Origin of the sequence: Bacillus sp. FSL P4-0334 (assembly GCF_038004825.1) — a bacterium.
In the GTDB taxonomy this organism is placed as follows: Bacteria; Bacillota; Bacilli; order Bacillales; family Bacillaceae; genus Bacillus; species Bacillus velezensis.
In genome coordinates, this window is the sequence record NZ_JBBORX010000001.1 from 1,257,408 (window position 1) to 1,281,556 (window position 24,149).

General features: G+C 44.9%; 27 protein-coding genes. 21 read left to right on the forward strand and 6 right to left on the reverse strand.

Annotated features, from left to right (window positions below; translation table 11 throughout):
- The 8 genes from NSQ37_RS06535 (at position 1) to NSQ37_RS06570 (ending at position 5,967) form a co-directional block, all read left to right on the forward strand.
- On the forward strand, positions 1 to 645 hold the full coding sequence (locus NSQ37_RS06535) for a response regulator (protein WP_015239065.1): 645 nt from the start codon (positions 1 to 3) through the stop codon (positions 643 to 645).
- A gap of 141 nt (positions 646 to 786) precedes the next feature.
- Positions 787 to 1,722 carry an ABC transporter ATP-binding protein gene (locus NSQ37_RS06540; protein WP_059366484.1) on the forward strand — a complete coding sequence of 312 codons (936 nt, stop codon included), beginning with the start codon at positions 787 to 789 and terminating at the stop codon, positions 1,720 to 1,722.
- A gap of 8 nt (positions 1,723 to 1,730) precedes the next feature.
- On the forward strand, positions 1,731 to 2,918 hold the full coding sequence (locus NSQ37_RS06545) for an ABC transporter permease (protein WP_341123423.1): 1,188 nt from the start codon (positions 1,731 to 1,733) through the stop codon (positions 2,916 to 2,918).
- Positions 2,915 to 4,057 carry an ABC transporter permease gene (locus NSQ37_RS06550; RefSeq protein WP_253612695.1) on the forward strand — a complete coding sequence of 381 codons (1,143 nt, stop codon included), beginning with the start codon at positions 2,915 to 2,917 and terminating at the stop codon, positions 4,055 to 4,057. The genes NSQ37_RS06545 and NSQ37_RS06550 overlap by 4 nt, the downstream gene beginning before the upstream one ends.
- A gap of 13 nt (positions 4,058 to 4,070) precedes the next feature.
- The gene (locus NSQ37_RS06555; protein WP_032865246.1) at positions 4,071 to 4,250 is read left to right on the forward strand and encodes a hypothetical protein; all 180 of its coding nucleotides are present in this window, start codon (positions 4,071 to 4,073) and stop codon (positions 4,248 to 4,250) included.
- 103 nt (positions 4,251 to 4,353) lie between these two features.
- Positions 4,354 to 4,830 (forward strand): DUF4879 domain-containing protein, encoded by a 477-nt coding sequence (locus NSQ37_RS06560; RefSeq protein WP_007408988.1) that lies wholly within the window; start codon positions 4,354 to 4,356, stop codon positions 4,828 to 4,830.
- Between the two features lie 80 nt (positions 4,831 to 4,910).
- Positions 4,911 to 5,159: a sigma-G-dependent sporulation-specific acid-soluble spore protein CsgA gene (locus NSQ37_RS06565; protein ID WP_031378862.1), complete on the forward strand. Its 249-nt coding sequence runs from the start codon at positions 4,911 to 4,913 to the stop codon at positions 5,157 to 5,159.
- Between the two features lie 109 nt (positions 5,160 to 5,268).
- Positions 5,269 to 5,967, forward strand: a complete 699-nt coding sequence (locus tag NSQ37_RS06570) for a YqeB family protein (protein ID WP_043021522.1) — start codon at positions 5,269 to 5,271, stop codon at positions 5,965 to 5,967.
- 45 nt (positions 5,968 to 6,012) lie between these two features.
- Here the strand turns inward: NSQ37_RS06570 and NSQ37_RS06575 are convergent, their stop codons facing one another.
- Positions 6,013 to 6,273: a hypothetical protein gene (locus NSQ37_RS06575; protein ID WP_003156732.1), complete on the reverse strand. Its 261-nt coding sequence runs from the start codon at positions 6,271 to 6,273 to the stop codon at positions 6,013 to 6,015.
- Between the two features lie 185 nt (positions 6,274 to 6,458).
- On the opposite strand from NSQ37_RS06575, the gene NSQ37_RS06580 reads away from it, so the two are divergent.
- From NSQ37_RS06580 to NSQ37_RS06595, 4 genes are all read left to right on the forward strand, one after another.
- A complete protein-coding gene (locus tag NSQ37_RS06580; RefSeq protein ID WP_007408992.1) occupies positions 6,459 to 8,078 on the forward strand; it encodes an APC family permease in 1,620 nt (539 codons plus the stop codon).
- Positions 8,078 to 8,206: a hypothetical protein gene (locus NSQ37_RS06585; protein ID WP_256994855.1), complete on the forward strand. Its 129-nt coding sequence runs from the start codon at positions 8,078 to 8,080 to the stop codon at positions 8,204 to 8,206. Before NSQ37_RS06580 ends, NSQ37_RS06585 begins: the two co-directional genes overlap by 1 nt.
- A 431-nt stretch (positions 8,207 to 8,637) precedes the next feature.
- Complete coding sequence (locus NSQ37_RS06590; RefSeq protein WP_085341695.1) at positions 8,638 to 9,861, forward strand: hypothetical protein; 1,224 nt, start codon at positions 8,638 to 8,640, stop codon at positions 9,859 to 9,861.
- Positions 9,862 to 9,914: 53 nt separating this feature from the next.
- Complete coding sequence (locus NSQ37_RS06595) at positions 9,915 to 10,163, forward strand: DUF2651 family protein (RefSeq protein WP_041482172.1); 249 nt, start codon at positions 9,915 to 9,917, stop codon at positions 10,161 to 10,163.
- Between the two features lie 181 nt (positions 10,164 to 10,344).
- Here NSQ37_RS06595 and NSQ37_RS06600 read toward each other — a convergent pair whose 3' ends face one another.
- Both NSQ37_RS06600 and glpT read right to left on the reverse strand, forming a co-directional pair.
- Positions 10,345 to 11,232, reverse strand: coding sequence for a glycerophosphodiester phosphodiesterase (locus NSQ37_RS06600; RefSeq protein ID WP_341123426.1), 888 nt, complete (start codon positions 11,230 to 11,232; stop codon positions 10,345 to 10,347).
- Between the two features lie 95 nt (positions 11,233 to 11,327).
- Positions 11,328 to 12,662 (reverse strand): glycerol-3-phosphate transporter, encoded by a 1,335-nt coding sequence (glpT, locus tag NSQ37_RS06605; protein WP_003156725.1) that lies wholly within the window; start codon positions 12,660 to 12,662, stop codon positions 11,328 to 11,330.
- A 334-nt stretch (positions 12,663 to 12,996) separates the two neighbouring features.
- Between glpT and NSQ37_RS06610 the strand changes: the two genes are divergently transcribed.
- Positions 12,997 to 13,239, forward strand: a complete 243-nt coding sequence (locus NSQ37_RS06610; protein ID WP_007408994.1) for a DUF2651 family protein — start codon at positions 12,997 to 12,999, stop codon at positions 13,237 to 13,239.
- A 55-nt stretch (positions 13,240 to 13,294) separates the two neighbouring features.
- Here NSQ37_RS06610 and hpaB read toward each other — a convergent pair whose 3' ends face one another.
- The 3 genes from hpaB to NSQ37_RS06625 all read right to left on the reverse strand — a co-directional run bounded on the left by hpaB (position 13,295) and on the right by NSQ37_RS06625 (position 17,560).
- Positions 13,295 to 14,740: a 4-hydroxyphenylacetate 3-monooxygenase, oxygenase component gene (hpaB, locus tag NSQ37_RS06615; RefSeq protein WP_025284162.1), complete on the reverse strand. Its 1,446-nt coding sequence runs from the start codon at positions 14,738 to 14,740 to the stop codon at positions 13,295 to 13,297.
- A 147-nt stretch (positions 14,741 to 14,887) separates the two neighbouring features.
- On the reverse strand, positions 14,888 to 15,313 hold the full coding sequence (locus NSQ37_RS06620; protein WP_072588752.1) for a hypothetical protein: 426 nt from the start codon (positions 15,311 to 15,313) through the stop codon (positions 14,888 to 14,890).
- Positions 15,314 to 15,385: 72 nt separating this feature from the next.
- A complete protein-coding gene (locus NSQ37_RS06625) occupies positions 15,386 to 17,560 on the reverse strand; it encodes a glycoside hydrolase domain-containing protein (protein ID WP_124692610.1) in 2,175 nt (724 codons plus the stop codon).
- A gap of 373 nt (positions 17,561 to 17,933) precedes the next feature.
- Between NSQ37_RS06625 and NSQ37_RS06630 the strand changes: the two genes are divergently transcribed.
- The 8 genes from NSQ37_RS06630 to NSQ37_RS06665 all read left to right on the forward strand — a co-directional run bounded on the left by NSQ37_RS06630 (position 17,934) and on the right by NSQ37_RS06665 (position 24,102).
- Entirely contained in the window at positions 17,934 to 18,377 is a 444-nt protein-coding gene (locus NSQ37_RS06630) for a hypothetical protein (RefSeq protein WP_025284165.1), read from the forward strand.
- Positions 18,378 to 18,641: 264 nt separating this feature from the next.
- The gene (locus NSQ37_RS06635; protein WP_003156718.1) at positions 18,642 to 19,112 is read left to right on the forward strand and encodes a helix-turn-helix transcriptional regulator; all 471 of its coding nucleotides are present in this window, start codon (positions 18,642 to 18,644) and stop codon (positions 19,110 to 19,112) included.
- 71 nt (positions 19,113 to 19,183) lie between these two features.
- A complete protein-coding gene (locus tag NSQ37_RS06640) occupies positions 19,184 to 20,251 on the forward strand; it encodes an iron-containing alcohol dehydrogenase family protein (protein WP_025284167.1) in 1,068 nt (355 codons plus the stop codon).
- Positions 20,252 to 20,332: 81 nt separating this feature from the next.
- On the forward strand, positions 20,333 to 21,487 hold the full coding sequence (purT, locus tag NSQ37_RS06645; RefSeq protein ID WP_032870218.1) for a phosphoribosylglycinamide formyltransferase 2: 1,155 nt from the start codon (positions 20,333 to 20,335) through the stop codon (positions 21,485 to 21,487).
- 476 nt (positions 21,488 to 21,963) lie between these two features.
- Positions 21,964 to 22,497 (forward strand): CDP-diacylglycerol--serine O-phosphatidyltransferase, encoded by a 534-nt coding sequence (gene pssA, locus NSQ37_RS06650; protein ID WP_007409002.1) that lies wholly within the window; start codon positions 21,964 to 21,966, stop codon positions 22,495 to 22,497.
- Positions 22,488 to 22,976, forward strand: a complete 489-nt coding sequence (locus tag NSQ37_RS06655) for a DedA family protein (RefSeq protein ID WP_003156711.1) — start codon at positions 22,488 to 22,490, stop codon at positions 22,974 to 22,976. The genes pssA and NSQ37_RS06655 overlap by 10 nt, the downstream gene beginning before the upstream one ends.
- Positions 22,969 to 23,784: a phosphatidylserine decarboxylase gene (locus tag NSQ37_RS06660; protein WP_007409003.1), complete on the forward strand. Its 816-nt coding sequence runs from the start codon at positions 22,969 to 22,971 to the stop codon at positions 23,782 to 23,784. The genes NSQ37_RS06655 and NSQ37_RS06660 overlap by 8 nt, the downstream gene beginning before the upstream one ends.
- Positions 23,785 to 23,826: 42 nt before the next feature.
- Positions 23,827 to 24,102: a hypothetical protein gene (locus tag NSQ37_RS06665; protein ID WP_160222813.1), complete on the forward strand. Its 276-nt coding sequence runs from the start codon at positions 23,827 to 23,829 to the stop codon at positions 24,100 to 24,102.
- The last annotated feature ends 47 nt before the right edge of the window (positions 24,103 to 24,149 follow it).

Below are 24,149 nucleotides of genomic sequence, written 5' to 3' on the forward strand. Positions count from 1 at the left end.
GTGAATGTCATGATTGCAGACGACCAGTCCATTGTGAGAGAGGGGCTGAAAATGATTCTGAGTCTTCATGAAGGAATTCAAATATCGGGAGAGGCTTCTTGCGGCGAAGAGGTTCTCCGGCTGCTTTCTCAAACCGAAACCGATGTGATTTTGATGGATATCAGAATGCCCGGTATGGACGGAATCGAAACGACAAAAGCGGTAAAAGCGCGATATCCGTCCGTAAAAGTCATCATTCTGACAACGTTTGAGGATGATCACTATATTTTTGCCGGGCTGAAAAGCGGAGCCGACGGCTATCTCTTGAAGGATGCTGATTCAGATGAAATGATCGCCTCCCTTCAAGCCGTTTATGAAGGGAAGATGATGCTGAATCCCAAAATCACGGTTTCCGTCGTAAAAGCGCTGAACAATATGGAGATCCCTGCGGTGCAGAAAGAGCCGCGGACAAAGCTGAAGGAGATTCTCACGCCGAGAGAGCTTGATGTGGCGAAACACATTATGGAAGGCAAAAGCAATAAACGCATTGCCGCAGACTTATTTCTGACTGAAGGCACTGTGAAAAACTATGTATCCAGAATCCTCGATAAACTAGAAGTGTCAAACAGAACTGAGCTTACCTTATATTTGCAAAAATTGCTATAACCCCGCTTCACCCTCCTCTCTCCCTTTTTATCACTAAACATATGACGAAAGTAATACCCATATCGAGTACGAAAGTGAATAGAAAACAAGGATTGCCGAGAGTAGAATAAGTGCAGACATGACACAAGGAGTGCTGCCCGAATGCTCGAATTAACGGATTTGACAAAGAAGTACGGCGATTTTACCGCTGTCAATCATATATCACTGCGCGTCGAAAAAGGAGAGATATTCGGTCTCCTGGGACCAAACGGCGCCGGTAAATCAACAACGGTGTCGATGATCAGCACCGTGCTCCCGCCGACGGGCGGAACAATCTGCATTGACGGAACCTCATTACAGGAGCAGCCTGCGGCCATAAAAAAAGTGATGGGCGTCGTCCCGCAGGAAATCGCTTTATATCAAGCGTTAAGCGCAAAGGATAATTTGGCTTTTTTTGGGAGTCTGTACGGACTTTCCGGTAAGGAACTTTGTAAACGGGTTGATGAAGTGCTGGACATCATCGAATTAAAGGAACAGCGACATCAAAGGATATCTGAATTTTCAGGCGGAATGAAAAGACGGGTGAATATCGGGGCCGCGCTAATGAATGAACCGAAACTATTCATTTTAGATGAACCGACCGTCGGAATTGATCCGCAATCCAGACACCATATTCTTGAAACCGTGAAGACGTTAAATCAAGAAAAAGGGATGACCGTCATCTACACGAGTCATTACATGGAAGAGGTTGAATACCTCTGTGAAAAAGCGGCGATCATGGATCACGGCTCAATCATTGCCTGCGGGACGAAAGACGACTTGAAGAAGTCAGCCAAAGCCTCTGATACCCTGATCGTGAATGCAGAGGGGCTGAATGATGATGCCGTTAAAAAAATCCGCCGCATTCCCGGTGTTGCCGAGGCTGCTGTCAGCCAGCAGACCATTACGATGCTCGTCTCTGCGGCAGATCGCAATATCCTTGATATTGCGGATGATATCAGGAAAACCGGTATCACCATTAAAGGCATTCATTTCGAGGAAGCCAATCTGGAAAGCATTTTCCTCCGGCTCACCGGCAAAACGCTGCGGGATTCATAGGGGGCGTCATGAAAATATTATTCAGGCTGATCTTATTAGATTTTCGGTTATTGGCCGGAGCAAAGTCTTTCTATATAAAACTGATTCTGTTTCCGGCACTGATGATTTTTATTTTAGGAACGGTTTTTCACGGCGATTCGAAAGTGAAGCCATTTCAGACCGCGTTTTATAATGCGGATCACGCGGAGAGTTCTTTGGGCGACGTATTAAAGAATGACGTGCTGAAACAAACTGATCTCATCCGTGTTAAAGACATAGGCAGTTACCAAGAAGGGAAACAGCTTGTCAAAAGCGGCAAAGTCTCCGTTTTTGTATACGTGCCGAAAGGCTTTGCAAAAGCGGCAGAACACAATGAAAAAACAAGTATCAAAGTCATCTCGGACCAACAAGGCTCTGTAAACGGAGACATTGTGGAAATGATGGCCGATTCGTTTGTCACCAGAGTAAAAGCGGAGATCAGTGAAGAGAAAGCGGTGCTGAAGCAGTCGGGACATCTGTCAAAGGAAGATGCCAGCAAAATCATCAGCGGCCTTTCGGGTGAACGTGAACAGGCTGTCACCATTCCGAAACAGTCGGCCGGCAATCACGCGGCCCCGATTGATGCGATGCAGTATTATTCAATCGCAATGGTCGTCATGTTCTCCATTATGACCGCGTTTGCGCTCATTCACGGGATAGTGGAAGAGAGACAGCAGCACACGTTATTCAGAATCAAATCAATGCCTGTTTTACGTATCCAGTACGTGGCGGGTAAGCTTTTGGGAATCATGCTTGCCATCCTTATGCAAATGGCTGCCGTCATCATCGCAAGCGGCATCTTGTATCAGGTAAAATGGGGCAATTTGTTTGAAATATTACTGGTTACGATCGTTTATTCATTTGCGATCGGCAGTATCGTGCTTCTTTGGGGGTTTACTGCAAAAAACCACGAGACCGTCTCAAGCATGGCGGCTCCCATTTTATACGGATTCAGTTTTTTAGGCGGAAGCTTTATCGCAAAAGACGGCTTGCCTGACAGTTTGAAAATCGTGCAGGAGCTGATACCGAACGGCAAAGCGATCAACAGCTATGTCAGTGTCACGCAGCATGCCGGTCTGAGCGGTATTTCGACGGATTTGGCAGAGCTTGCCGCCATCGGCGCCGTGTTTTTATGTTTGACCATCTGGGTGTTTAAACGGAAGGAGGCTGTTTCATGACGCAGCTGTTATTCATGATCAGACATCAGCTGAAACTGATGCTGCAAAATCGGGCTGCCATCTTTGCGACGATTTCCGCCCCGCTCCTTCTCACATATTTCTTTTCCTTTTCTGCGGATGGCAGTCAGCAGAAGGAAGTATATGTAGCTGATGAGGATCAGAGCGCCTATTCAGCGCAATTTATGAAAATGATTCAGAAAGCCGGCCATATAAAAGTCACGAAGGTCACGGAGGACGTATTAAAAACAAAGGTTCATCATCAGGATATATCCTTTGGATTGCTGATCGGCTCTCATTTTGAAGAGACGTTATTTTCCGGAGATGAATTGAACGTTTCATTTATTCAGAATGAAGAAAAGGGTGATGCTGTTTTGACAGAGCAGCTGATTGCGCAGCAGGCGGGCGCGCTGAAAAAAATAGTCCGCGATGCAAAAGTGATATCCCGCACGCTGCACACCGACGGGAAGCAGGCGGCAGCTGATCTCTTGAAGGATATTCAGGGTCATTCCGCCGTCAATGTTGACCGCCATCACGTTTATGAAGGCGGACAAGCAGCCGACAGACTTATCGGGTTTTTAGTGATGTTTATCTGGTTCGTTGCAGTCCAAAGCCTGCGATCATTTATAGATGAACAAGAAAATCATACATATGACAGATTGCTGAGCACGCCCGTTTCCTATACAGCATATGCAATCTCTAAGTTTGCGGCGGCGTATCTTTTCGGACTTCTCCATATTATCGTAATCCTCGCTGCCGGAACATTCATGCTGCATATCCGTTTTGCTGATCATGTTTTTGCTGCGGGAGCGGTGCTTGCGGCCTGCTCGTTTGCGCTGACTGCTGTAACGATGGCCGTGATACCGTTCATGAAGAGCCAAAAGCAATTCACGTCGCTTGCTTCGGTTTTTATAGCTGTCACGGGTTTATTGGGAGGGGCTTTCTTCACATTAGACGCGGCTCCGGAGTACATGCGCATGCTGTCGTTGTTTACTCCTGAAAAATGGGCGATCGGCGCGTTTCAAAACAATGGCGGAGGCAGCATGCAGATAGTGCCGCTGAGCCTGTTTCTTGCTGCCGGTGCAACGTCATTGGTCTTATCACTTTATATGATAAGCCGTCATATGAAAAAAAACGGTTAGAAGGGTGGCTGCTTTGTATATGGCAGAAATGATCGGAATCATAGAATTGCTCGCGGGAGTTGCAATGAACGTATGGATCGGGCGGCTCGGAAAAACCTTTTTCGGTAAAGATGACAGAAGTTCGAGAGTCGTGTTAAGAATCTGCGGCATCTTTCTCATGATCAACGGCGTTTCAAGAGCGTTTCATATCTAGTTCACAAAGTGTTCCGGACTCTTTTATAAAATGTAATCTTTTTCCTTGTAAATCGTGTAAAATAGTATAGGATTCTACGAAAAGAATAAGAGGGGGAAGAAACATGAAAAAGAGACTCGTTATGCTATTCGCGGCGGCCGCCGCTGTTTTGTTGCTTGTGAGCGGGTTGTGGGCTCCATCAGCGTCTGCGGCGCCGGCTCCTGCTTTAACACAAATCCGTATTATCGGTGTGACGTCTGACGGTCAGAGTTACCAATGGGAAAATATCGGGCCGAACCAAATCAGCGCATCAAAACCGATGAAGGGTACAACGGGTTATTTAGCCGTATATTTCCAAGGGTATCCGAACAATAACACGATCCAGGCATTTAACAACGGAACGAATATTACAAATCTTACGTCAAAAGCGCTGGAAGATGAATATACGAAAAACGGCAATATCGTTACAGGCTACATTAAATATTACAGTGTTCCTCTTTCTTATGTCAGTTCAGGAACGTTCTCTTTCTCCGCAACGGGGCTGAACGGGCCGTACACGCCGTTAAGCAGCGGATTTTTCTCCATTCAGGTACAGAGTTAAAACAGCCGCCCGGTGCTTTCATGTATAGTTTTTCTCTCTTTCCGGGAAGCTATTCCTATAGAAAAGGGAGGGCTTACATGATGGACAGGACACTCGGATATTTGCGCGAGTCGCTTTCGAACCACTTGGAGCATGATGTGTGCCGAGGGATTTATAAAAAGCTTCAGGTGAAGCATTATGCAAATGAGGGCGAGTTTGTGAAAGATCTAAATGATTTGGAAATGGATGCGCTGAATCAGCTGCTTGAAAAGGAAATCAAATATGCTGAGAACGAGCAGGATGAGAAGCGCACGATGGAATTGAATGAAGTATATGAGCTCCTGTTTTAAAAAGCCTCCCGGCGGTCGGGAGGCTTTTTATTGTTTCGGAAACAGTTTACAGAATCATCCAACCCTTTGTATAATGGATAGTTGTGAAAAACACAGACGGAGGAGAAACATGAACGAAATAAAAAAACAGACGGTTCTTGAGTTGTCATCGGTTGAAAAAACTTTGGTTTTTCTGGTGCCGCCATTATTGGGGCTGGTCATCGGATGGTTTCTGCCGGTCATTGCGAAGTGGGCCGTAACATTGGATTGGCTGCCTTTTCACGGGCCGCTGGACATTATCGCTTCTTTTCACGGATGGAAGGCTGCGGCTGCAACCGCCGTTATCGGCTTAATCGGGGGAGTGTGGCTGACGCGGGCAGCTTTTAAAGAAACTCTTGTGGCAGTCGTGACGGACAGCGAGGTGTCCTTAACCATATATAATGAAGAAAGCGTGTTTTCGAAAGACAGCATTTCCGGTGTGTTTACGGATGAAAAGCATCTTGTCTTATTGGGGACTAAAGGGCAGGAGCTTTTTCGGGAGAAGCTTGAGCCCGCGGTTGAAAAAGCGGCTGATGCGTTTCGCGCGCATGGGTATATCTGGCTGGGGACGGAAGATCCTTTTAAAGAAGAATACAAACGGTGGGTGCCGGACACGCCGGATTTGGAGCCTGGGGCAAATGCTCTTTTAAAAGCGAGAGAAAAGGCGCTGAAAGAGGAGGAAAAGGCTGATGCGAAAGAGCTGAAAGCGGAAATATCCAAACTGGGCATTACCGTGCGGGAGAAAGGATCGCGCCAATATTGGCGGATCTATCAAACGCCGTCTGCATAAAAAAAGCTGCCGCCGTTTGATACGGCCGGGCAGCCCGGGAACAGATTATTTCTTCTTGTCATCATAATATTGAACCGGGTACATGGAGCCTTCGGATACCATTTTGTTATCTTCAATATCTTCGGGATGCGGGTTGCCTGCTTTGTTGACGGGGAATGATTCAATATCCTGCTTCCCGGAGAGCGATGTTTTCATATTGCGGATAAAGTTCATCACCTTTTGGCGGTTTGATTTATCTTTGAGCAGGTAGGAAGTCACTCCGACAGTCGACACGGCAAGTCCTGAAATGAGCAGTTTTTGTTTCACGATAAAAACTCCTTTCTATTTCTGGCTTGCAGTAGTTATTCCCGCTTAACGGCTGTTTAAACATCGGAAGGGTAATTTTGGCTTTCTGCTTTAATGCGATAAAGATTGACAAAACTATTTTCAGAATAATATTATAAATATATGATAGCGCTGGAGTCATATTTTAATTGAAAGGTGTTAACTTTATGAATCAATTACATCGCAGAATGGGAACGTTTGCACTCATGATGGTCGGACTTGGGTCGATGATTGGCTCCGGTTGGTTATTCGGGGCGTGGCGGGCGGCTCAGATTGCGGGACCTGCCGCAATTATTTCCTGGATTATCGGTATGATCGTTATTTTGTTTATCGCACTTTCTTACAGTGAATTGGGTTCAATGTTCCCGGAAGCCGGGGGAATGGTAAAATATACTCAATATTCTCATGGATCATTTATTGGATTTATCGCAGGATGGGCAAACTGGATTGCGATTGTTTCCGTTATTCCGGTGGAAGCGGTTGCGTCTGTTCAATACATGAGCTCATGGCCGTGGGAATGGGCAAAATGGACAAGCAATCTCGTTCACAACGGCACTCTTACGGGAGAGGGGCTCGGCTTCGCATCCGTATTACTGATTATTTACTTTTTACTGAATTATTGGACAGTTAACTTATTTTCAAAAGCGAATTCATTGATTACCATCTTTAAAATCATTATTCCGGGGCTGACAATCGGAGCGCTGCTGTTTACCGGTTTTCACGGCGGAAACTTCACATCCGGTTCAAGCATTGCGCCGAACGGCTGGGCAAGCGTGCTGACGGCGGTGGCCACATCAGGTATCGTATTTGCGTTTAATGGGTTTCAAAGCCCGATTAACATGGCCGGAGAAGCAAAAAATCCCGGCAAATCGATTCCGATTGCGGTTGTCGGTTCGCTGCTGGTCGCAACCGTCATTTACGTCCTATTGCAAATCGCATTTATCGGTGCGGTTGAACCTTCCATGATCGTTCACGGCTGGAGTCACCTGAACTTCAACTCTCCATTTGCCGATTTGGCGATCGCATTGAATATCAACTGGCTTGTCATTATTCTTTATGCGGATGCGTTCGTATCTCCGTCAGGAACGGGTATTACTTATACCGCTACGACGTCCCGCATGATTTACGGCATGGAAAAAAATAAATATATGCCGAGCATTTTCGGAAAGCTTCATCCGCTGTACGGCGTGCCGCGCCAAGCGATGATTTTCAACCTGGTCGTATCGTTTATCTTTCTGTTTTTATTCAGAGGATGGGGCGTGCTTGCTGAAATCATTTCCGTTGCGACGCTGATTTCTTATATCACGGGTCCCGTGACGGTGATGACGCTGCGGCGGACGGCGGCGGATTTGTACCGGCCTCTCCGTCTGAAAGGCCTCAGCGTGGTTGCACCGCTCGGCTTCGTGTTCGCGTCTCTCGTGCTGTATTGGGCGCGCTGGCCGTTAACAGGGCAGGTGCTGTTTATCATTTTGATCGGCCTTCCGATTTATTTCTACTACCAAGCGAAAGCGAAGTGGAAAGGATTCCGCAGAAACTTTAAAGGCGGGGTCTGGATGGTTGTCTATCTGCTCAGCATGATGGTCATTTCATGGCTCGGAAGTGAAAAATTCGGCGGTCTGAACATCATTCCGTACGGCTGGGATATGGGGCTGATCGCAATCGTTGCCCTTGCCTTCTATGCGTGGGCGCTGAAGAGCGGATTCAAGACTGAGTATCTGAAAGACGCCAAAGCAATCAACGATCAATTAAAAGGCGGACAGGCGGAAGCCGCTGCCGGAAAAGAATAATGATTGATAAAAACCTTGCGGGAACGTTCCCGCAAGGTTTTTTGATCGGGCAAAAAAACATGGGTTCGGCATCATCCCCAAACCCATGCTGGCTCGATACAGACGTGACGATGAATGAGAAAGCCTAACGACAGGCAACCAGGGACAGTATTCTTTTTTTCTCATGATTTCTCCGCCTTATCAATAACTGTCTTCCATACTAAAGAATGAATCTAAAAGATATGTTGGGCAACTATTAATCTTTTATGTTTCTTCTTCTCCATGCTTCATCTTTTTCCTGTACTCCAAAGTCAAAGTTTTAGAGACAAAACAAATAATTAACCATAGAATAAATACAGTACGTAAGTTGAGATTACAATAATTGTATAATAAATTAAAATATAGGAAAGTAAATAGTTAGGGATAATAAGTATGAAAACGCGAAAATTAGGACTGGGCGTCTACCCAAGAGACATCAGAGATTCCGATTATACAAAAACTATCAAAACATTTAGATGAATTATTTTCACTCCCTAAGTTTATTTAGGGAGTCATATTATTTTAAGGAGAGAGATTATATTTGAACAAGATTAAGTGGCTTATTATAATTGCGGTCATAGTATTAATAGGTATATTTATATGTATTGGAACTTTTAAATATACTAATTCAGTTTCTAATGTTAAACAAACTGAAAAAGAAAAGGAAAAGTATTTCTTGAATGATAAAATTGCAGCTATATATTATTCAGCTACAATAGATTATCCTAAAGATGGGAGTTATACTGTATACATTGATGAAAAAGGAGCAGCAACAGCTGTAAAAGGAGATGCTATTGAGGTTGGAACCATTGCACAAGATGAAAAAAACATAGTTAGACAGGACAAAAAAGAAGTTTATATGATAGGCGATAACTTTAAAAAATTCCCGATGCAACATCAAGTACATACAAGTTATGGGCAATCATCAGGCCATTTAATAAAAGAAAATATCTTTTATTTTTTGAATAATCAAGGAGTCGGTGAAAACCATTATAATAGTTTAATTAGATGGGGTAACGGCAGTGGATTTCATGAAAAGATTATTCCGGGTTTCTATACAAGTACTGGTAATGACGGTGAATATATTTACGTGATAAATGAAGATTCTTCAATTAAAACACCGACTTTTCAGGGTATTAAAATAGATAAAGATAAAGTTACAGTAGGGAAAGGAACAACAATTCCTGTATTAAATGAAGAAAATTGGAGTGTTTATTCACAAATAATAGTTAAAAAAAGCTCAGCCTTTTTTATACTATATAACCAAACGGATAAATCAAACAAAGTACAATTCAAAGTAGCAGAAATTGATTTAAAGCATAAAAAGTTTAAAGGGGCATATCCTTTAGGCAGTTATCATATCCCTGATGAAATTTCTCAACTGGCAATTCCTCTTTCCACTAATAACTTTTTTGTGAAAAATGACACTTTATATCATTTGGCAGCTAATTCAATACTTTATACTTTCGATCTGAAAAGTATGAAGCCGGGAAAAAAAATCCCGTTAAATAGGTCGACAAAATTTGAAAACCAAGCAAAATTCACTTATTTTGACGAGTCTAAAATTTTCTTGTTAGAAATAAGCAAGGGTGGGAAATATGTGATTAATTCTTACTCTTATAAAAACGGAAAAAAATTAAAATCTACTCCTGTCAGAGGACTTGAAAAAATTATTAACAATACCCATGTTTCTGAATATGACTTTTTTATGATTAAGAAAAACAAAGAAGTATGGAGTGATTATATACATTTTTTAAATCGCTAGACAGCTGAGTGAGTATATTTAAAGGGAAATTAAATTCACAAAGGAGAATAATAATGGATGAGCTAGATCTTGCTTTTGGTATTTTACCACTTTCTATTATCGTCTTATCGATTATATTCACTTATATTTTCAAAAAAGTCTATATAATGCCGCTTGTCAGTATAGTTGTTTCAGTCATATTAATGTTCACTGTTTTTAATCTATCCTTCTGGGGATGGGTGGTTGTCTATGGTTTAGTATCACTTGTATTATCGTCTATTACAAATAGTATAAGAAAGAAACTAGATAATAGAAATAAATAATTATATTCCTTTGTTTAAAAAGGTATCACAAGTAATTCATCATTACAGTGATACCTTTTTACAATTAAGGTGAGTCTCAGCCTTTTAATAATATGCTCCGCCCGCTACATAACCCATGATGGCGTTTGCATTATCGGGCAAAAAAAATGGGTTCGGCATCATCCCCGAACCCATGCTGGCTTTATGATTTGTATTCTTTTTTAACCTTTTGGAATATATCCGCATAGTTGGTAAACACACCGGTTACGCTCCAATTCAGCAGACGGCGCATGTCCGCCTCGCTGTTTACGGTGTAAGGATGAAGCAGAAGGCCGTGGCTGCGAATGTTTCGGACATTTTGAGCGTTCAGCGCTTTGTAATCCGGTCCGATTCCGACGGCATATGTTTTAATGTCCGTTAAATCTGCGTCAGTCATTGACGTCATCTGTTCCGCTTCAAGTAATTGGACGGCGGGAAGTTTCGGATCGAGCTGTTTGATTTTCAGAAGGCTGTCCCTGCTGAAAGACTGAATGATAACTTGTCCAAGTTTCGCATGCTTACCTGCCAATTTGTATTTTTTCAGTGAAGCGATCAGTTTTTCTTCCATACCCGGATATGTTTCGGGCGCCTTTGTTTCAATATAATAGTTTGCATGTCTGCCGAACCGTTTTAACACGTCATCAAGTTTGGGAACGCGAAGTCCGGCGTATTGCGGTTTTGCTTTTTCCGGATAGGCCTTATTGAACCAAGAGCCGGCGTCGAGCTTTTGAATCTCGGCTAATGTATGATCCTTCACCCAGCCTTGTCCGTTTGTGGTGCGGTCCAGTTTTTCATCATGCATGACGATCAGCTTGCCGTCTTTTGTCATTTGTAAATCCAGCTCAATATAGTCAGCCTTCATTTTTTGCGCAGTTTCATAAGAAAGGATCGTGTGCTCCGGGACATACCCCGAAGCACCGCGATGGGCAATGGTCAAAATTCTGTCAGGAGACAAGAGGTTTCCTTTTCCCGCCGCCGATACAGGCGTGACGATGAATGACAATAAACCGAATGAAAGCAATACCAAAGCAAACAATTTATGTTTCCGCATGTTTTCTTCCCCCTTAAAAATCAATATCTGTCTCTAGTGTAGAAAATCGTTGTAAATGCTGTACTGCAAAAATATTAATCTTTTATGTTGTTTTCTTACACATGCTCCGCCCGCTTGCCCGTATTCCACGTCATAGCCAAGAAGACGATGGACAGCACGCATGAGGAGATAAGCATGATAAAGCCGCCGTTCCAGTCAAAGCGGTCTACGACATAACCCATGATGGCGTTGGCGAAAGCAGAGCCTCCGATGTAGCCGAAAAACCCGGTTAAGCCGGCTGCCGTTCCCGCCGCTTTTTTAGGCGCAAGGTCAATGGCCTGAAGCCCGATCAGCATGACAGGTCCATAGATTAAGAAGCCGATGCTGATCAGCGCGATATTATCGATGAGCGGATGACCGGCAGGGTTAAGCCAGTAGACCAATACAGCGATAAATACGCCGGCCATGAACAGTACGCCTGCCGGCGCGCGGCGGCTTTTGAAAAACCGGTCGCTGATCCAGCCGCACAAAATCGTTCCCGGAATTCCCGCATATTCATAAAGGAAATAAGACCATCTGGAATCTTCAGGAGAGAACCCTTTCGCTTCCGTCAAATAGGTCGGCGCCCAGTCAACGACACCGTACCGCACGAAATAAACAAAGACATTGGCAAATGCGATATACCACAGAAACTTATTATTCAGCACGTATTTGAAAAGAATTTCTTTGGTCGTCATCTCTTTTTCCTGGTCTTTGAACGCATGCTTCGGATAGTCATTCCGGTATTCTTCAATCGGCGGAAGCCCGCAGGATTGCGGCGTGTCCCGAACGAGAAGAACAATCACAAATGAAATGACGATGGCGATAATCGCCGGAAAGAAAAACACGCTTTTCCAAGTAACAAACATGGCGATGCCGAGAGTCACGAGCGGGGCGAGAATACCTCCGCCTATGTTATGGGCGACATTCCATATCGACATTTTCGTGCCGCGTTCACTGATGGAAAACCAATGAGCCATCGTCCGTCCGCAAGGCGGCCAGCCCATTCCTTGAAACCACCCGTTTATAAACATAAAAATAAACATAATCGTCACGCTTGACGTGACCCACGGCATGGAAACAAATAAAATGTTTACGACACCTGACAAAAACAGACCTGTCGCAAGGAAATACCTCGGGTTGCAGCGGTCAGACACCATCCCCATAATAAATTTACTGAAGCCGTAAGCGATTGATACGGCCGCAAGCACCAAGCCAAGTTCCCCTTTTGAAAACCCTTGTTCCTGAAAATAAGGAATAGCGAAGGCAAAGTTTTTGCGAAGCAAATAATACCCGGCATACCCGATGAAAATCCCCAAAAATACTTGCAGCCTGAGCCGTTTATAGGCCGCATCCGTCTTTGAATCATCCAATCTCTCAATATGCGGAGCCGGCTTAAACAATTGAAACATCATATCCTCCCCTTTGCTGAACGTCTATCATGATGTATGTATGACTCCTTTCCTTGAAAATGACAAAAAGAACCAGAAATCACCCTTGTGAAAGGGCGGGGTTTCCTGGTTCTCCTCATCTCCATCCAAAAATCATTAACTTGTGTATGATAGCGCTTTCTTAAATTATCATAGTCTGACGTGAATGTAAACGCTTTAAGGAAAGTTTTCATTTTTTTGAATAAATAACCGGAGGGAAAATCAGCCGGAGCGCGAAAGATTTGAAGTACTCGATTTTGTACTCAGGCATAAGATGTGTTAGGCCGGACTAAGAAAAGCGAAGGGAGTGCATCTGTTGATTGATGAATTGGATTTTGCGTTCGGTGTTCTGCCGCTTTGTATCATCATCTTGTCAGTCGCCGGAACGTACCTGTTTAAAAACGCGTTCATTATGCCGGCTGCCGCTTTGGCCGTTTGCCTTATATGCACCTTTACCGTATTGAATTTCTCGTTTATCGGGTGGGCCGTTGTGTATACGCTTGTCTCTTTCGCGTTATCGCATATTACGATGGTGGTGATCAGCCAAAATAAAAAATAGGATCGGCGGCAGCCGATCCAGCTATCATAAGCAGAGATGCGCTCTCTGCTTTGTTTTATTTATGAATGTGCAGGAATTCCTTGATGACCGCGGTCTGTTCTTCTTTCGGATAGCTTCTGTACAGATGGCTGGTTAAGCGGACGGGGTCACCGAAGAAGTACCGCTCATATTGTGTCTGTCTTGTTCCGAAGGGGCTCATGGTCAAATCCCATGCGAGGCGGAACACTTTTACCCGGTCCTCAGCGTTCAATTCGGCCGCCTGCAAATATTGGTCAAGGTCTCCTCTGATGTCAGAACGGAACGCTTTTTCAGTCGGCAAAGTCACCATTCCGCTTGCCCCGATCAGCTGAATGATTTCCGTGAAGCGCGGGTAGATGTCGGGAAAAATCGCGCTGACCACACGAAGCGGAGTGACACTCGGACGCATATAACCCCATTCATCTGTTTCCGCATCATTCTCCGACTTTTCCAAAAGGGCTTTCATCGTTTCCAGACCGGTGATGATTTCAGCCATCTTAGCCTGAATATGCTGATATTCGCCCACATCTATCGCTTCGACAAGCGTTTGGGCGAGGCCCAGGAGAAACTCCGTCTTTACAATTTGTCTCGTGATGACTTGATGAAATGCGAAGGCGTTAAAAGAGCTTTTCATATTAAAATCAAAAGCCGCCTCGTAATTATTATAAAAAAATACGCGTTCCCAAGGGACCAAAACGTGATCAAATACAACGATAGAATCCATTTCTTCATATCTTGAGCTGAGCGGATAATCAAACGATGATTTTCCGAGTACGAAAGATTCCCTGCAGATGAATTTTACTCCCTTTGTATTGGAAGGGATTGAAAAAGCGAACGCTTCATCCGATTCAAAATACATTTTAGGCAGAGAAACCACGAGCACTTCATCCGTCAGGCCGCCTTGTGTGGCTAAAATCCGGGCGCCGTGTATGATGAGGCCTTTTTCATTTTTATCGACGACTTTTGCCGAGATAGGTGTCGGCGATACGTTTACACCCATTTGTGAACGATTCACCTGAGGGGTGATAAACGTGTGCGTAAAAGAAAGATCCTGTGCAGCAGCGCGTTCGTACAGCGCTTGAACATGTTCCGGAAAACAATGATCGCGGTCTTTCAAAAGCGCGGCAGAGGAGGCGAAGCTCATCAGCACGGTATTCATATAATCCGGGCTTCGTCCCATCATTCCGTGCGTGTGTCTGGCCCAATGTTCGAACATGTTTCTTCTTCTTTTTACGTCTTCTTTCGTTTTCGGCTGCAGGTATGAAAGCCCGGCCCGTTCTTTTTTACCGGGAAGACTGTAAGTCATTTGATCTTTCATGTCCGGTTTCGTTTGCAAATCATAAAGAGAGCGCTTCGTTTCCAGAAGGCCCTTAAATGCGGGATGTTCAGAAATCTGTCCCTCGATCTTTTCACCATCAAGCCAAATCTCATTTCCAAGCTGATTTAATCGGTCAATGAACATTTTTCCATTAATGATACCCATCATGTCGCCCTTCTTTCTTTGCAGATCCACTACCTCATTATATTGAAAACGAAATTGGGTGTTCCGGTTATTTCCAAAGGGGAAGAGCCTTTTTGAAGGGGGGTGAAGGGATTGCATAATAAAAAAACCCCTTAAGCAGAGGGGTTTTTAACTGATCATGTCTTTGTATCGTTGTTCGAGGACAAAGTCTATCATTCCGGTGATACGGGTGTTTTCAGATTTTTGTCTGAAACGGTCAGACACTTGGATTTTTCTTGAAAACGGAAATACAGCAATAACCCAAACAAGGCCGGCCAGGCCGAAAACCATCTGCAGAGCCATTTCAATTAAATCATTAAAATGAGTGCTGAAAAAAAAGATATATAACGTGATGAATGTGACTGTACATACGATTTTGACAGTATGTTGGAAGGTGAGGGGCGGTTCAGTGAAACACATTTTCATTTGATTCAGTGTGAGCGAATCTTGTTTCATTAAGTATGTAAGCAGTTCTTTGTCATTTTGACTTCGCGGAATCAAATCGGTTTCTATTTTTTGAACGGTTTCCTTGTATGTCTGCATATCAATCTTCATGCGAATCCTCCTTTAGAAATAACTCCAAGAATACTCATTGAGCATTCCTGGAGCAAGGAGCTGCCTGTTCAATTATAGAAATAGTGATAAAACCGTGCTGAACAAGGCTGCAGCTCCTCCTAATTCAGGTGCTAAAACGACTAGAGCACCGATCCCTACAATAACAATAATTCCTGCGCCTGCAATAGCCATGGTATTCACGACAGAATCCCAATCCGGAGAGTACACTTTTTCGGAATCCGGCAACCTGAAGCTCTTTTGTTTTATTTTAAATGTAATGGTAGTTGTTAGTCCAGTTGTAGCACTGTCACCGACCGGAATATCAGGTGTATAAATTTTAAATTGAATATTCAGCGATCCCGCAGCCGGATTGACATACACTTCTAAATAACCGTTGCGGACTGACAAGCTCAGACTGTTAAGCAGGTTTTGATAGGAATCAATTTGTGATGCTGTAAAAGAGACTTGTGAATCCCCCATCAGACCGGTAATATAAGCTCCCGGTTTGCCATTTGTAATGGTAACTGTGTTGGGAGAACCTTCGCTTGGCACTGTTGCCAAAAGTGAAGTAGATAAAAGAATATCCATTTCAGGTGATGCATAAATGGTTTCTGTCTTGTCGAATTCAAACATGGCATTCGCAAGATTCGATATATTTTCTAAAGCAGGAATGGTTGTTAAAATATCCGTCAGTGTGCGCAGTCTTGCATCATACACAGGATCAGAAGGCGGATGGACGCTGCTTACACCCGAGTCTTTTCCGGAGTATCCGTCTTTGTCAATGGCGACTTTTCCCGCTCCGCTTCCGATCGTTCCTTCATAAAATTGATCAAAAGCCCAGTTTTTCGGCATCGGGTATCCGAGGTTGCCGCTGAATCCGGTCGACATGTTAGCCGTAAAGCTATATTTGGTCAGACCTGCTTCTGACGTCCGGATACAAATGTTTCTCGGTCCGTATACCCCGATTTCATATTTCGGCGCAGTTGAGAACGCCTGCATTTTCATAAAAGCTGACTTGATTTCTTGAAAGTAAGGGATGATTTTATCCGTGACTTCATAATCATACGCATCGAAATCGACCGCAAAGTAAATGGTCGTTCCTGACGGAAAACCTAATCTTCGGGCGGCTGATGCAGCGCTGTACGCATCTCTCGTTCCTTGGTCTTTTACAAAATAAGAAGATTCATAGCCGCCGTCCTGATAAATCGGAAACACGCTTAAGCCGGCATTGAAAATCGTGGAAAGTTCTTTTGACGTCAACGCTTTCGATGTCAGTCCGCTGCTTGTCCGCACATTCCCGGTCAGATATCTTCCCACGATCTTATAGCCATTCTCACGCAAAGTTTTGGCCGTATCTGCCGTCAAAATGGCAGCGGTGTCACAAGCTGAAGCAGCCCGTGTTGTGTCGCCTGAGCTTGATAATAAAGCCTTAATCGTCGGCATGTCCGCATAACCAGTCTGCGGCAGGCACATAAACTTTTGGAAAGCTTTCACTGCCGATACAACTCCGACGCCGTATTTTCCGTCGAATTCACCGGGATCAAACGCTTCCCCATTACAGTAAAGCGCGTATTGGACAATCAAAACAAAGCCTGTCCGTGAATCGCCGGGAGTCAAGGTAGGGCATAAGTCGGTCGTGCCGTTTCCGAAAAATCCATTGGCGACGCTTGTGCTCATGCCTTCTTCTTTTTGCAGGGCATAAATGAGAGCCTTGTTTGTATCGCGGGCGTATAAGCCGTCACAAGGCATCAAGCCGATGTAGTCATTGTAATCCCGGTTCAGGTTCTGCTGGATTTGGCGGATTCTTTTGTCGCCTCCCGCTACTAATCGAAAAGCGCTCATATCCAGCAAGGCTTTCATAATGAGTGCCGTGACGATGCCGTCTTGCTTAGTGAGCCCGGCCGCTTTTTGAAACTCTTTTACAGCCCTTTCGGTATTTTCATAGAAAACGCCTGAAAATCCGCCGGGGTTAAAACCTTTACACCACAGCGCCCCCTGCAGAATGTAATTCATGTTTGTCGGCTTAGAATCGGGAGCCTGCTTTTTCAACGGCTTAAACAATCTTTGTGTCGTCGGTCCGAAGTTATCGGCAGGTTCTGAAATACCAAGCTCAATTTGAAGCGCCCGTGTCAGACCGTAAATGGTATCCCAGCCCGTTTTTCCGTTTTCCGGCACTTTGTTGTACCCGTGTCTGCCTTTGTACGTCTCATTCAGCCATTGTTGTGTTTCCAGGACCATTTCGTCCATTGCAATCCCTCCATTATGTGTATTGTGCGTTCATTCATAGGTGGCAAACGTATGACAGTTTGTCATGGGTGCAGGGGTTTATCCAAGGAGAGCCCCATCACGGCAGCAGAACAAACGCCGAAAGAGAGGCATTGATAGGAAAAGACCTCGCTATGACAATTGATACAAAAACAACAAAATGAATAGCGGTTTAAAGTAACTTTATCACTTAATCAAAAATGACAAGAATCATAAGTAGTAGTCATATAGTCATTTTAAGGGCTGTTCACATCTCCTCCTGCGGTCAAAATGGTTAGTTGGACGGATTTATGATTGGCTATATTGTCATTAACATAAATAGGGTAAATAGTTACAGGAAGGAAGGATTTTCTCGATGAAAAGCAAAAAGATTTTTAAGTCGCTCATCATTATTTTTACTCTTTTAATCAGCGGAATTGGTTTTATGGGTTTTTCTTCTCCGCAAAAAGCAGAGGCTAAAGACTGGCTTCATACTTATAAAAGCGGGTATTTCACTAACTATGTGATCAATACATATCACCCTAAATTCACTAAAACGACAAAAAAGTACACCTTGAGAGCCGTGACTTTTAAATCCAACAGTAAAGGGAAGGGCACGTATAAAATATACGTCCAAAAGCAAGTCAACGGCAAAGGTGCCTGGAAAACAATCAAAACCGCCAATGCAAAGAAAAATGGAACGACTTATTTTGAAACACCTTCGTTGAAAAAAGGAGATTCATACAGATTTAAATTGGTCAATCAGGGTTCGAAAAAACGTGTCAATTATAGTGCAAGATGGATTGTATTCGCTTCATAATGCTGATCTTCCGGTCTATAAAGTTTTAGCTGCTGCAGCTGCGGCAGCTTTTTATTTTGTCCGGAGCTCAACCGCCAGGGAGCCAGCACCTGTCTCTTCGGGCGTGCGTTTGTATTTCACCGCATCATTCTGGATTATGCGGAAAGGTACATTGCTTCAATGATAAGCCAATCCAGGGTTCTTTTGATTCGTTTGAAAATGTTCTGATATAAAAAAGGCGTGCCGCGGTGTAAAATGGCTATATTGATAAATATGGAGGTTGAGATGGATCAAGATTATATGACTGAGCTTGTCTCAGTCCAGCTGAAGAAAATCCGGTCGGAGAGAGGCTACACACAGGAGAAAATGGCGGATGTGATCGGTCTTTCTAAAAAGTCGCTGGTGCAGATTGAGAAAGGGCGGGCGCTTGCGGAATGGCCGCATGTTGTGGCGGTTTGCGCGCTTTTCAGATCAAGTGAAACACTGCAATCCGTATTAGGAGATGATCCGCTGGAGGTCATTGAAACGGTTGCTCACCGCACAATTGACAGGCCGAAGGGGAAGACGATGGGCGGCAAGGTGTGGTGGAAAGCCATCGAGAAAAAAGGCGAGTTCCGCTTGCAGCAGCATTTGATTTCCCACCATTACCGCATCCTTGATTCTTATGATGATCTGTGGTTCAGCAGTTTTGAAAAGGCAGAGGCTTTGGAGCGGCTTGATGAGCTGTTTTTGGAGGCGGAAGAAGCGAAGCGCTAAGCACCTCCGGTTGATGTATTTTCTGACAAGTGGGAAAATATATATAAATTCCAGCCAAAGGAGAGATTCGAATGAAGCCTGAAGATATCGTCCGAAGCGGCCCGAATCAGTACATATGCAAGGAAGGAATCGCAAAAGAACTTCCGGGGCTGCTGGAGACATTCAGAAAACCCGTTATTGTGACCGGAATCAAATCCTATCAGGCGTTCTCCGATTACGGCGGCGGTTCTTCCTGGGATGTGATTCAGCATAAAGGATACTGTTCACCTGAGGCGGTGCGTAAGGTCTGTGAGCAGGCGGAAGACGCGGATGTGATCATCGGTATCGGAGGCGGCACGATATTGGATTTGGCAAAAGCGGCGGCAGACCGGCTTGATATTGAAGCTGTGATGGTTCCTTCCATTGCGGGGACGTGTGCGGCAAGTACGCCGTTGAGTGTCATATATGATGAGAGCGGCAATTTTATCAGAGTTGATTATCATAAGCGTTCAAGCTATTTGACGCTTGTTGATCCGCTGTTTTTGCTTTCCTCTCCCATTGAATATATGAAAAGCGGGATCGGTGATACGCTGGCGAAATGGTATGAGGCCGAGGCGGTCATCAGAAATACGGAGGCGGCGCCGCTGATGGCGCAGGCGGGTCTGAGACAGGCGGAATATATCCGTAATCTGTTATTGCGTTACAGTGAAGCGGCCGTCGGAAGCATGGAGAAAGGCGAGCTGTCCGTGCCGTTCATCCATACGGCGGAAACGATCATTATGCTTGCGGGGACGGTCGGCGGGTATGGCGGCCGTTTGTGCAGGATGGCAGGGGCGCATGCGGTCCACAACGGACTCAGTTTTCTTCAGGAGACACATCAGGTGCTGCATGGCCAGAAGGTTGCTTACGGCATATTGGTGCAGCTCGCGCTTGAGAATCGGAGACCTGAGATTGAAGAGCTGCTTCCGTTTTACCGCCGGCTCGGTTTCCCCGTCAGTCTCTGTGATCTCGGCATCCTTGACAACCATGAGGAAGCCAAGCGCTGTATTGCTTCTCACGCCTGCCGGGCGGAAGAATCGTTATGCTTAATGGGGCAATATCGCGAGAAGGACGTGTCAGCTGCGATTGAATCGCTCGAATCAGCGCAAAAGACAGGATAGAGCTTGTCATCTATCTTGTCTTTATTTTTTGAATATTTCCGTTATAATGAGTGGGGTATAGAAAGGGAGGGGCCAAAGGACATGTATCAGGCGAAGAAGATGTTGTTATTAGGATCAGGCGAGCTGGGGAAAGAAGTCGTCATTGAAGCGCAGCGGCTCGGGGTTGTCACTGTAGCCGTTGACAGCTATGAGCATGCTCCCGCCATGCAGGCCGCGCACAAAAGCTATGTGATTGATATGCTTGATAAAGCGCAGGTCAGAGAAGTCATTGAGAAAGAAAAACCGGACTTGATCGTGCCGGAAGTGGAAGCCATTGCGACGGATGAGCTGCTGAAGCTTGAGGAAGAAGGTTTTCACGTCATTCCGAATGCGCGTGCGGCAAAGCTGACGATGGACCGTGAAGGCATCAGACGGCTTGCGGCAGAGACGCTTCATCTTCCGACTGCCGGCTATGAATTCGCGAATACATATGAAGAATTTAAAGAAGCGGCGGAAACAATCGGCTTTCCGTGCGTGGTAAAACCGCTGATGAGCTCTTCCGGAAAAGGGCAAAGCGTGTGCCGCTCGGCTTCCGGGCTGAAAAGCTGCTGGGACATGGCGATGGAAGGCGGCCGGGTGAAAAACGGCCGGGTCATCGTTGAGGAATTCATTCCGTTTGAATCAGAAATCACTCTTCTGACAGTGCGCGCGGCGAACGGTACGTCCTTTTGCGCGCCGATCGGACATGAACAAAAAGACGGTGACTATATTGAATCATGGCAGCCTCATCATATGACGGAACAGCAGATCAAAGAGGCGAAACACATTGCGAAAAGCATAACGGACGAGCTCGGCGGATACGGTTTGTTCGGGGTGGAGCTTTTCCTTACTGAAGATAAAGTATATTTCAGCGAGGTGTCCCCCCGTCCGCATGATACGGGGCTCGTTACGCTTGTAACGCAAAATTTGTCAGAGTTTGCGCTGCATGTCCGCGCGGTATTGGGATTCCCGATTCCGGAAATCACTCAGCTGTCGCCGGGGGCAAGCCGTCCGCTGAAGGCGCCAAAAGAGCTTGCTGATTACGCGGTTGAAGGTTTGGAGAAGGCTTTGGGGGTAAAAAGCACTCAGGTCCGCGTATTCGGTAAACCCGTCACGAAAGTTGGACGCCGTATGGCGGTTGCGCTTTCTGCAGCTGAGACCGTTGAAGAGGCCAGAGAAAGAGCGGCCGAAGCACTCAGTCATTTATCAATTACATAAAATGATCTTAAAAGGCGTTTTTACCGTAATGGTAAGGCGCCTTTTTTGTTTGGCAGACTATATACTGGAAAACGGGGTTGTGAGATAATGTATGAGGCCGTTTTGTGCCGGCTTTTTAATTCATGAAACTTTTTATGTCCGCAATCGTTATATGTAATGTTCTCATTTCACGGAGAAGGAAATAACAATACATCATACGGCTTTTCATTCATCAAGAACGGACAATCCGGATCGCGGCATGGAATATTTAAGCAGGGTAATCCGGAATAGAGGAATCCATGATTGCTTACCTTAATATGAACGGCGAAAAAACAAAAATCACCAGATTAGATTGTTCAAATAACACCAAATGCTGTATAATAAAAGAATTTGAATGATAGCATTGAAAGAATTTCATTTTATGTTTCCGTAAAATGGAGCCTTTATGCATACGCAGTCCGATTTGATATGGTTTTAATTGGAGGTTTGTGTAAACTGTGAATTATATACCTAGTATGATTACAATTGGAAATTTTATTTGCGGGCTCTTATCGATTCATTCCCTTTTGTATCATAATATACACTCTGCGGTGATTTTTATTTTCACCGGGATGTTTCTTGATTTCTTTGATGGTTTGGCCGCCCGTAAGCTGAACGCGGTATCGGAGATGGGAAGGGAGCTTGACTCTTTTGCTGATCTCGTGACGTTCGGCGTTGCGCCGTCCATGCTCGCTTACAGTGTTTCACTATATACGATTCCGTTCATCGGAATTTTAATCGCGCTTTCCTACAGTATCTGCGGGATGATCCGTCTTTCCAGATTTAATATTGAACAAAGCAAGCTGCCGACGTTTATCGGGATGCCGATTCCGTTTGCGGGTATGTGTCTTGTCATTTTGAGCTTTATCAATAACGCTTTTCTTCTGGGGGCGGGAACGATCGCGCTCGGTTATTTAATGGTCAGCAACATTAAATTTCCGCACTTTAAAAAACAGGCGCCTGAAAACCTGGAGAGCAGAAGATGGAATTAGTTCAGCAATTAATATCCGATTACGGATATATCGCGATTTTTCTTATGCTGACACTCGGTATTATCGGATTGCCTATTCCGGATGAAGTCATGATGACGCTTGTAGGCTACTTCGCTCATTTAAACGTGCTGAATTACGGGCTCTCCATTCTGATCAGCTTTATCGGAGCGCTCCTGGGGATGATTATCAGCTACTTCATCGGCAGAAAAGCCGGCCGGCCGTTTATTAATAAGTTCGGGAAATGGGTCGGCCTGAAGGAAAAGAGGATGGAGAAAGTAGACAGGTGGATGAAGAAGTACGGGCCGTACACCATTATTTTAGGTTATTTCATCCCCGGCATCAGACACGTGACCTGCTACTTTTCCGGAATCGGCAGAATGGAATTCAAAACCTACTTATGCTTCGCCGCCATCGGAGCGTTTTTATGGTGTTTTATTTTTATTACTATAGGAAAATTCATAGGAGTAATCAATGTTTAATACTGCCGCTAAAGTTCTTTACCGTTCATTGATTGAACTGACTAATAATCGATTGACGTCTTATCTCATTAAAAACTTCTGTGAATCGAAACTGAGCAAGCCGATGATTCCGCTGTTTTCCAAACACTATCGCATCAACTGGAATGAAACGGAGCGCACGGCTTCTGACTTTGATTCACTGGCGTCATTTTTCATTCGTGATATTAATTTGAATCTCCGCCCCGTGGCAAAAGAGAAGAACGCCATCGTCAGCCCGGTGGACGGTGTCGTTCAGACGGTTGGCATGATTAAACCCAATCAAACTTTCATGGTAAAAGGGAAGGATTATTCGTTCGCCGAACTGACGGGGTTTAAAAGCGCCGATCACAAGTATAACGGCGGGTGTTTTGCCGTGCTTTACCTGAGCCCGAGACATTACCACCGCTTCCATTCTCCCGTCAGCTGCACGTATCAGAAGCTGGCCGAGCTGGGGAAACGCTCCTATCCCGTTAATACGATGGGGTTAAAGTACGGGAAAGATGTGCTCTCAAAAAATTACCGTTATGTGTACGAGCTGACCCGTGCTGACCAGCAGATGCTCATGATTCCGGTAGGTGCGATGAATATTAACTCGATCGTTCAGACAAACACCGGAAACAGGCTTGAGACGGGGGAAGAGCTGGGCTATTTTTCATTTGGATCGACCGTTATTTTAGTATTCGAGAAAGATATGTTTACCCCTTCGGATAACCTGACTGAAGGCCGTGAATTACAGGTCGGCCAGATCATCGGTTATGCGGAGTCACAGGAGGAGGCGTCCGCTTTATAAAAGCTGCTCCTCTTTTTTATATGGTGTAAGGAAGTGAATATTATGGAAGGAAAGGATTTGGCAAAGCTGATAGAGCAGTACCAGCATACAGGGGATCAGCAAATTCTTGAAGCCGTGCGGGACGCATGCCGGCCTGTCGTTGAGGCGCTCATCTCAGAACTGGCTGAAGACAGCGCCTATCTTTTGCGGGCAAAAGGCCGTGACCGTTTTCCGTTTATTATCGGCAAGTATCAGACCGCGGCCGGCCTTTCGCTTGAGACCTTTTTGCGCAACACGTATCGGTTTTATTTTCAGCAGGTTTTAAAAGGCGAAGCGTGACTGGAAGAAAGAGTACGGACGGAAATGTTCATCTTTCGCCCGTTTTC

What these genes read in the sequence shown, in the direction of transcription:
- NSQ37_RS06540 (WP_059366484.1), top strand. Translation starts at nt 787, where the DNA reads ATGCTCGAATTAACGGATTTGACAAAGAAGTACGGCGATTTTACCGCT.
- NSQ37_RS06545 (WP_341123423.1), top strand. Translation starts at nt 1,731, where the DNA reads ATGAAAATATTATTCAGGCTGATCTTATTAGATTTTCGGTTATTGGCC.
- NSQ37_RS06550 (WP_253612695.1), top strand. Translation starts at nt 2,915, where the DNA reads ATGACGCAGCTGTTATTCATGATCAGACATCAGCTGAAACTGATGCTG.
- NSQ37_RS06560 (WP_007408988.1), top strand. Translation starts at nt 4,354, where the DNA reads ATGAAAAAGAGACTCGTTATGCTATTCGCGGCGGCCGCCGCTGTTTTG.
- NSQ37_RS06565 (WP_031378862.1), top strand. Translation starts at nt 4,911, where the DNA reads ATGGACAGGACACTCGGATATTTGCGCGAGTCGCTTTCGAACCACTTG.
- NSQ37_RS06570 (WP_043021522.1), top strand. Translation starts at nt 5,269, where the DNA reads ATGAACGAAATAAAAAAACAGACGGTTCTTGAGTTGTCATCGGTTGAA.
- NSQ37_RS06580 (WP_007408992.1), top strand. Translation starts at nt 6,459, where the DNA reads ATGAATCAATTACATCGCAGAATGGGAACGTTTGCACTCATGATGGTC.
- NSQ37_RS06585 (WP_256994855.1), top strand. Translation starts at nt 8,078, where the DNA reads ATGATTGATAAAAACCTTGCGGGAACGTTCCCGCAAGGTTTTTTGATC.
- NSQ37_RS06595 (WP_041482172.1), top strand. Translation starts at nt 9,915, where the DNA reads ATGGATGAGCTAGATCTTGCTTTTGGTATTTTACCACTTTCTATTATC.
- NSQ37_RS06600 (WP_341123426.1), bottom strand. Translation starts at nt 11,232, where the DNA reads ATGCGGAAACATAAATTGTTTGCTTTGGTATTGCTTTCATTCGGTTTA.
- glpT (WP_003156725.1), bottom strand. Translation starts at nt 12,662, where the DNA reads ATGTTTCAATTGTTTAAGCCGGCTCCGCATATTGAGAGATTGGATGAT.
- hpaB (WP_025284162.1), bottom strand. Translation starts at nt 14,740, where the DNA reads ATGGGTATCATTAATGGAAAAATGTTCATTGACCGATTAAATCAGCTT.
- NSQ37_RS06620 (WP_072588752.1), bottom strand. Translation starts at nt 15,313, where the DNA reads ATGAAGATTGATATGCAGACATACAAGGAAACCGTTCAAAAAATAGAA.
- NSQ37_RS06625 (WP_124692610.1), bottom strand. Translation starts at nt 17,560, where the DNA reads ATGGACGAAATGGTCCTGGAAACACAACAATGGCTGAATGAGACGTAC.
- NSQ37_RS06630 (WP_025284165.1), top strand. Translation starts at nt 17,934, where the DNA reads ATGAAAAGCAAAAAGATTTTTAAGTCGCTCATCATTATTTTTACTCTT.
- NSQ37_RS06635 (WP_003156718.1), top strand. Translation starts at nt 18,642, where the DNA reads ATGGATCAAGATTATATGACTGAGCTTGTCTCAGTCCAGCTGAAGAAA.
- NSQ37_RS06640 (WP_025284167.1), top strand. Translation starts at nt 19,184, where the DNA reads ATGAAGCCTGAAGATATCGTCCGAAGCGGCCCGAATCAGTACATATGC.
- purT (WP_032870218.1), top strand. Translation starts at nt 20,333, where the DNA reads ATGTATCAGGCGAAGAAGATGTTGTTATTAGGATCAGGCGAGCTGGGG.
- NSQ37_RS06655 (WP_003156711.1), top strand. Translation starts at nt 22,488, where the DNA reads ATGGAATTAGTTCAGCAATTAATATCCGATTACGGATATATCGCGATT.
- NSQ37_RS06660 (WP_007409003.1), top strand. Translation starts at nt 22,969, where the DNA reads ATGTTTAATACTGCCGCTAAAGTTCTTTACCGTTCATTGATTGAACTG.
- NSQ37_RS06665 (WP_160222813.1), top strand. Translation starts at nt 23,827, where the DNA reads ATGGAAGGAAAGGATTTGGCAAAGCTGATAGAGCAGTACCAGCATACA.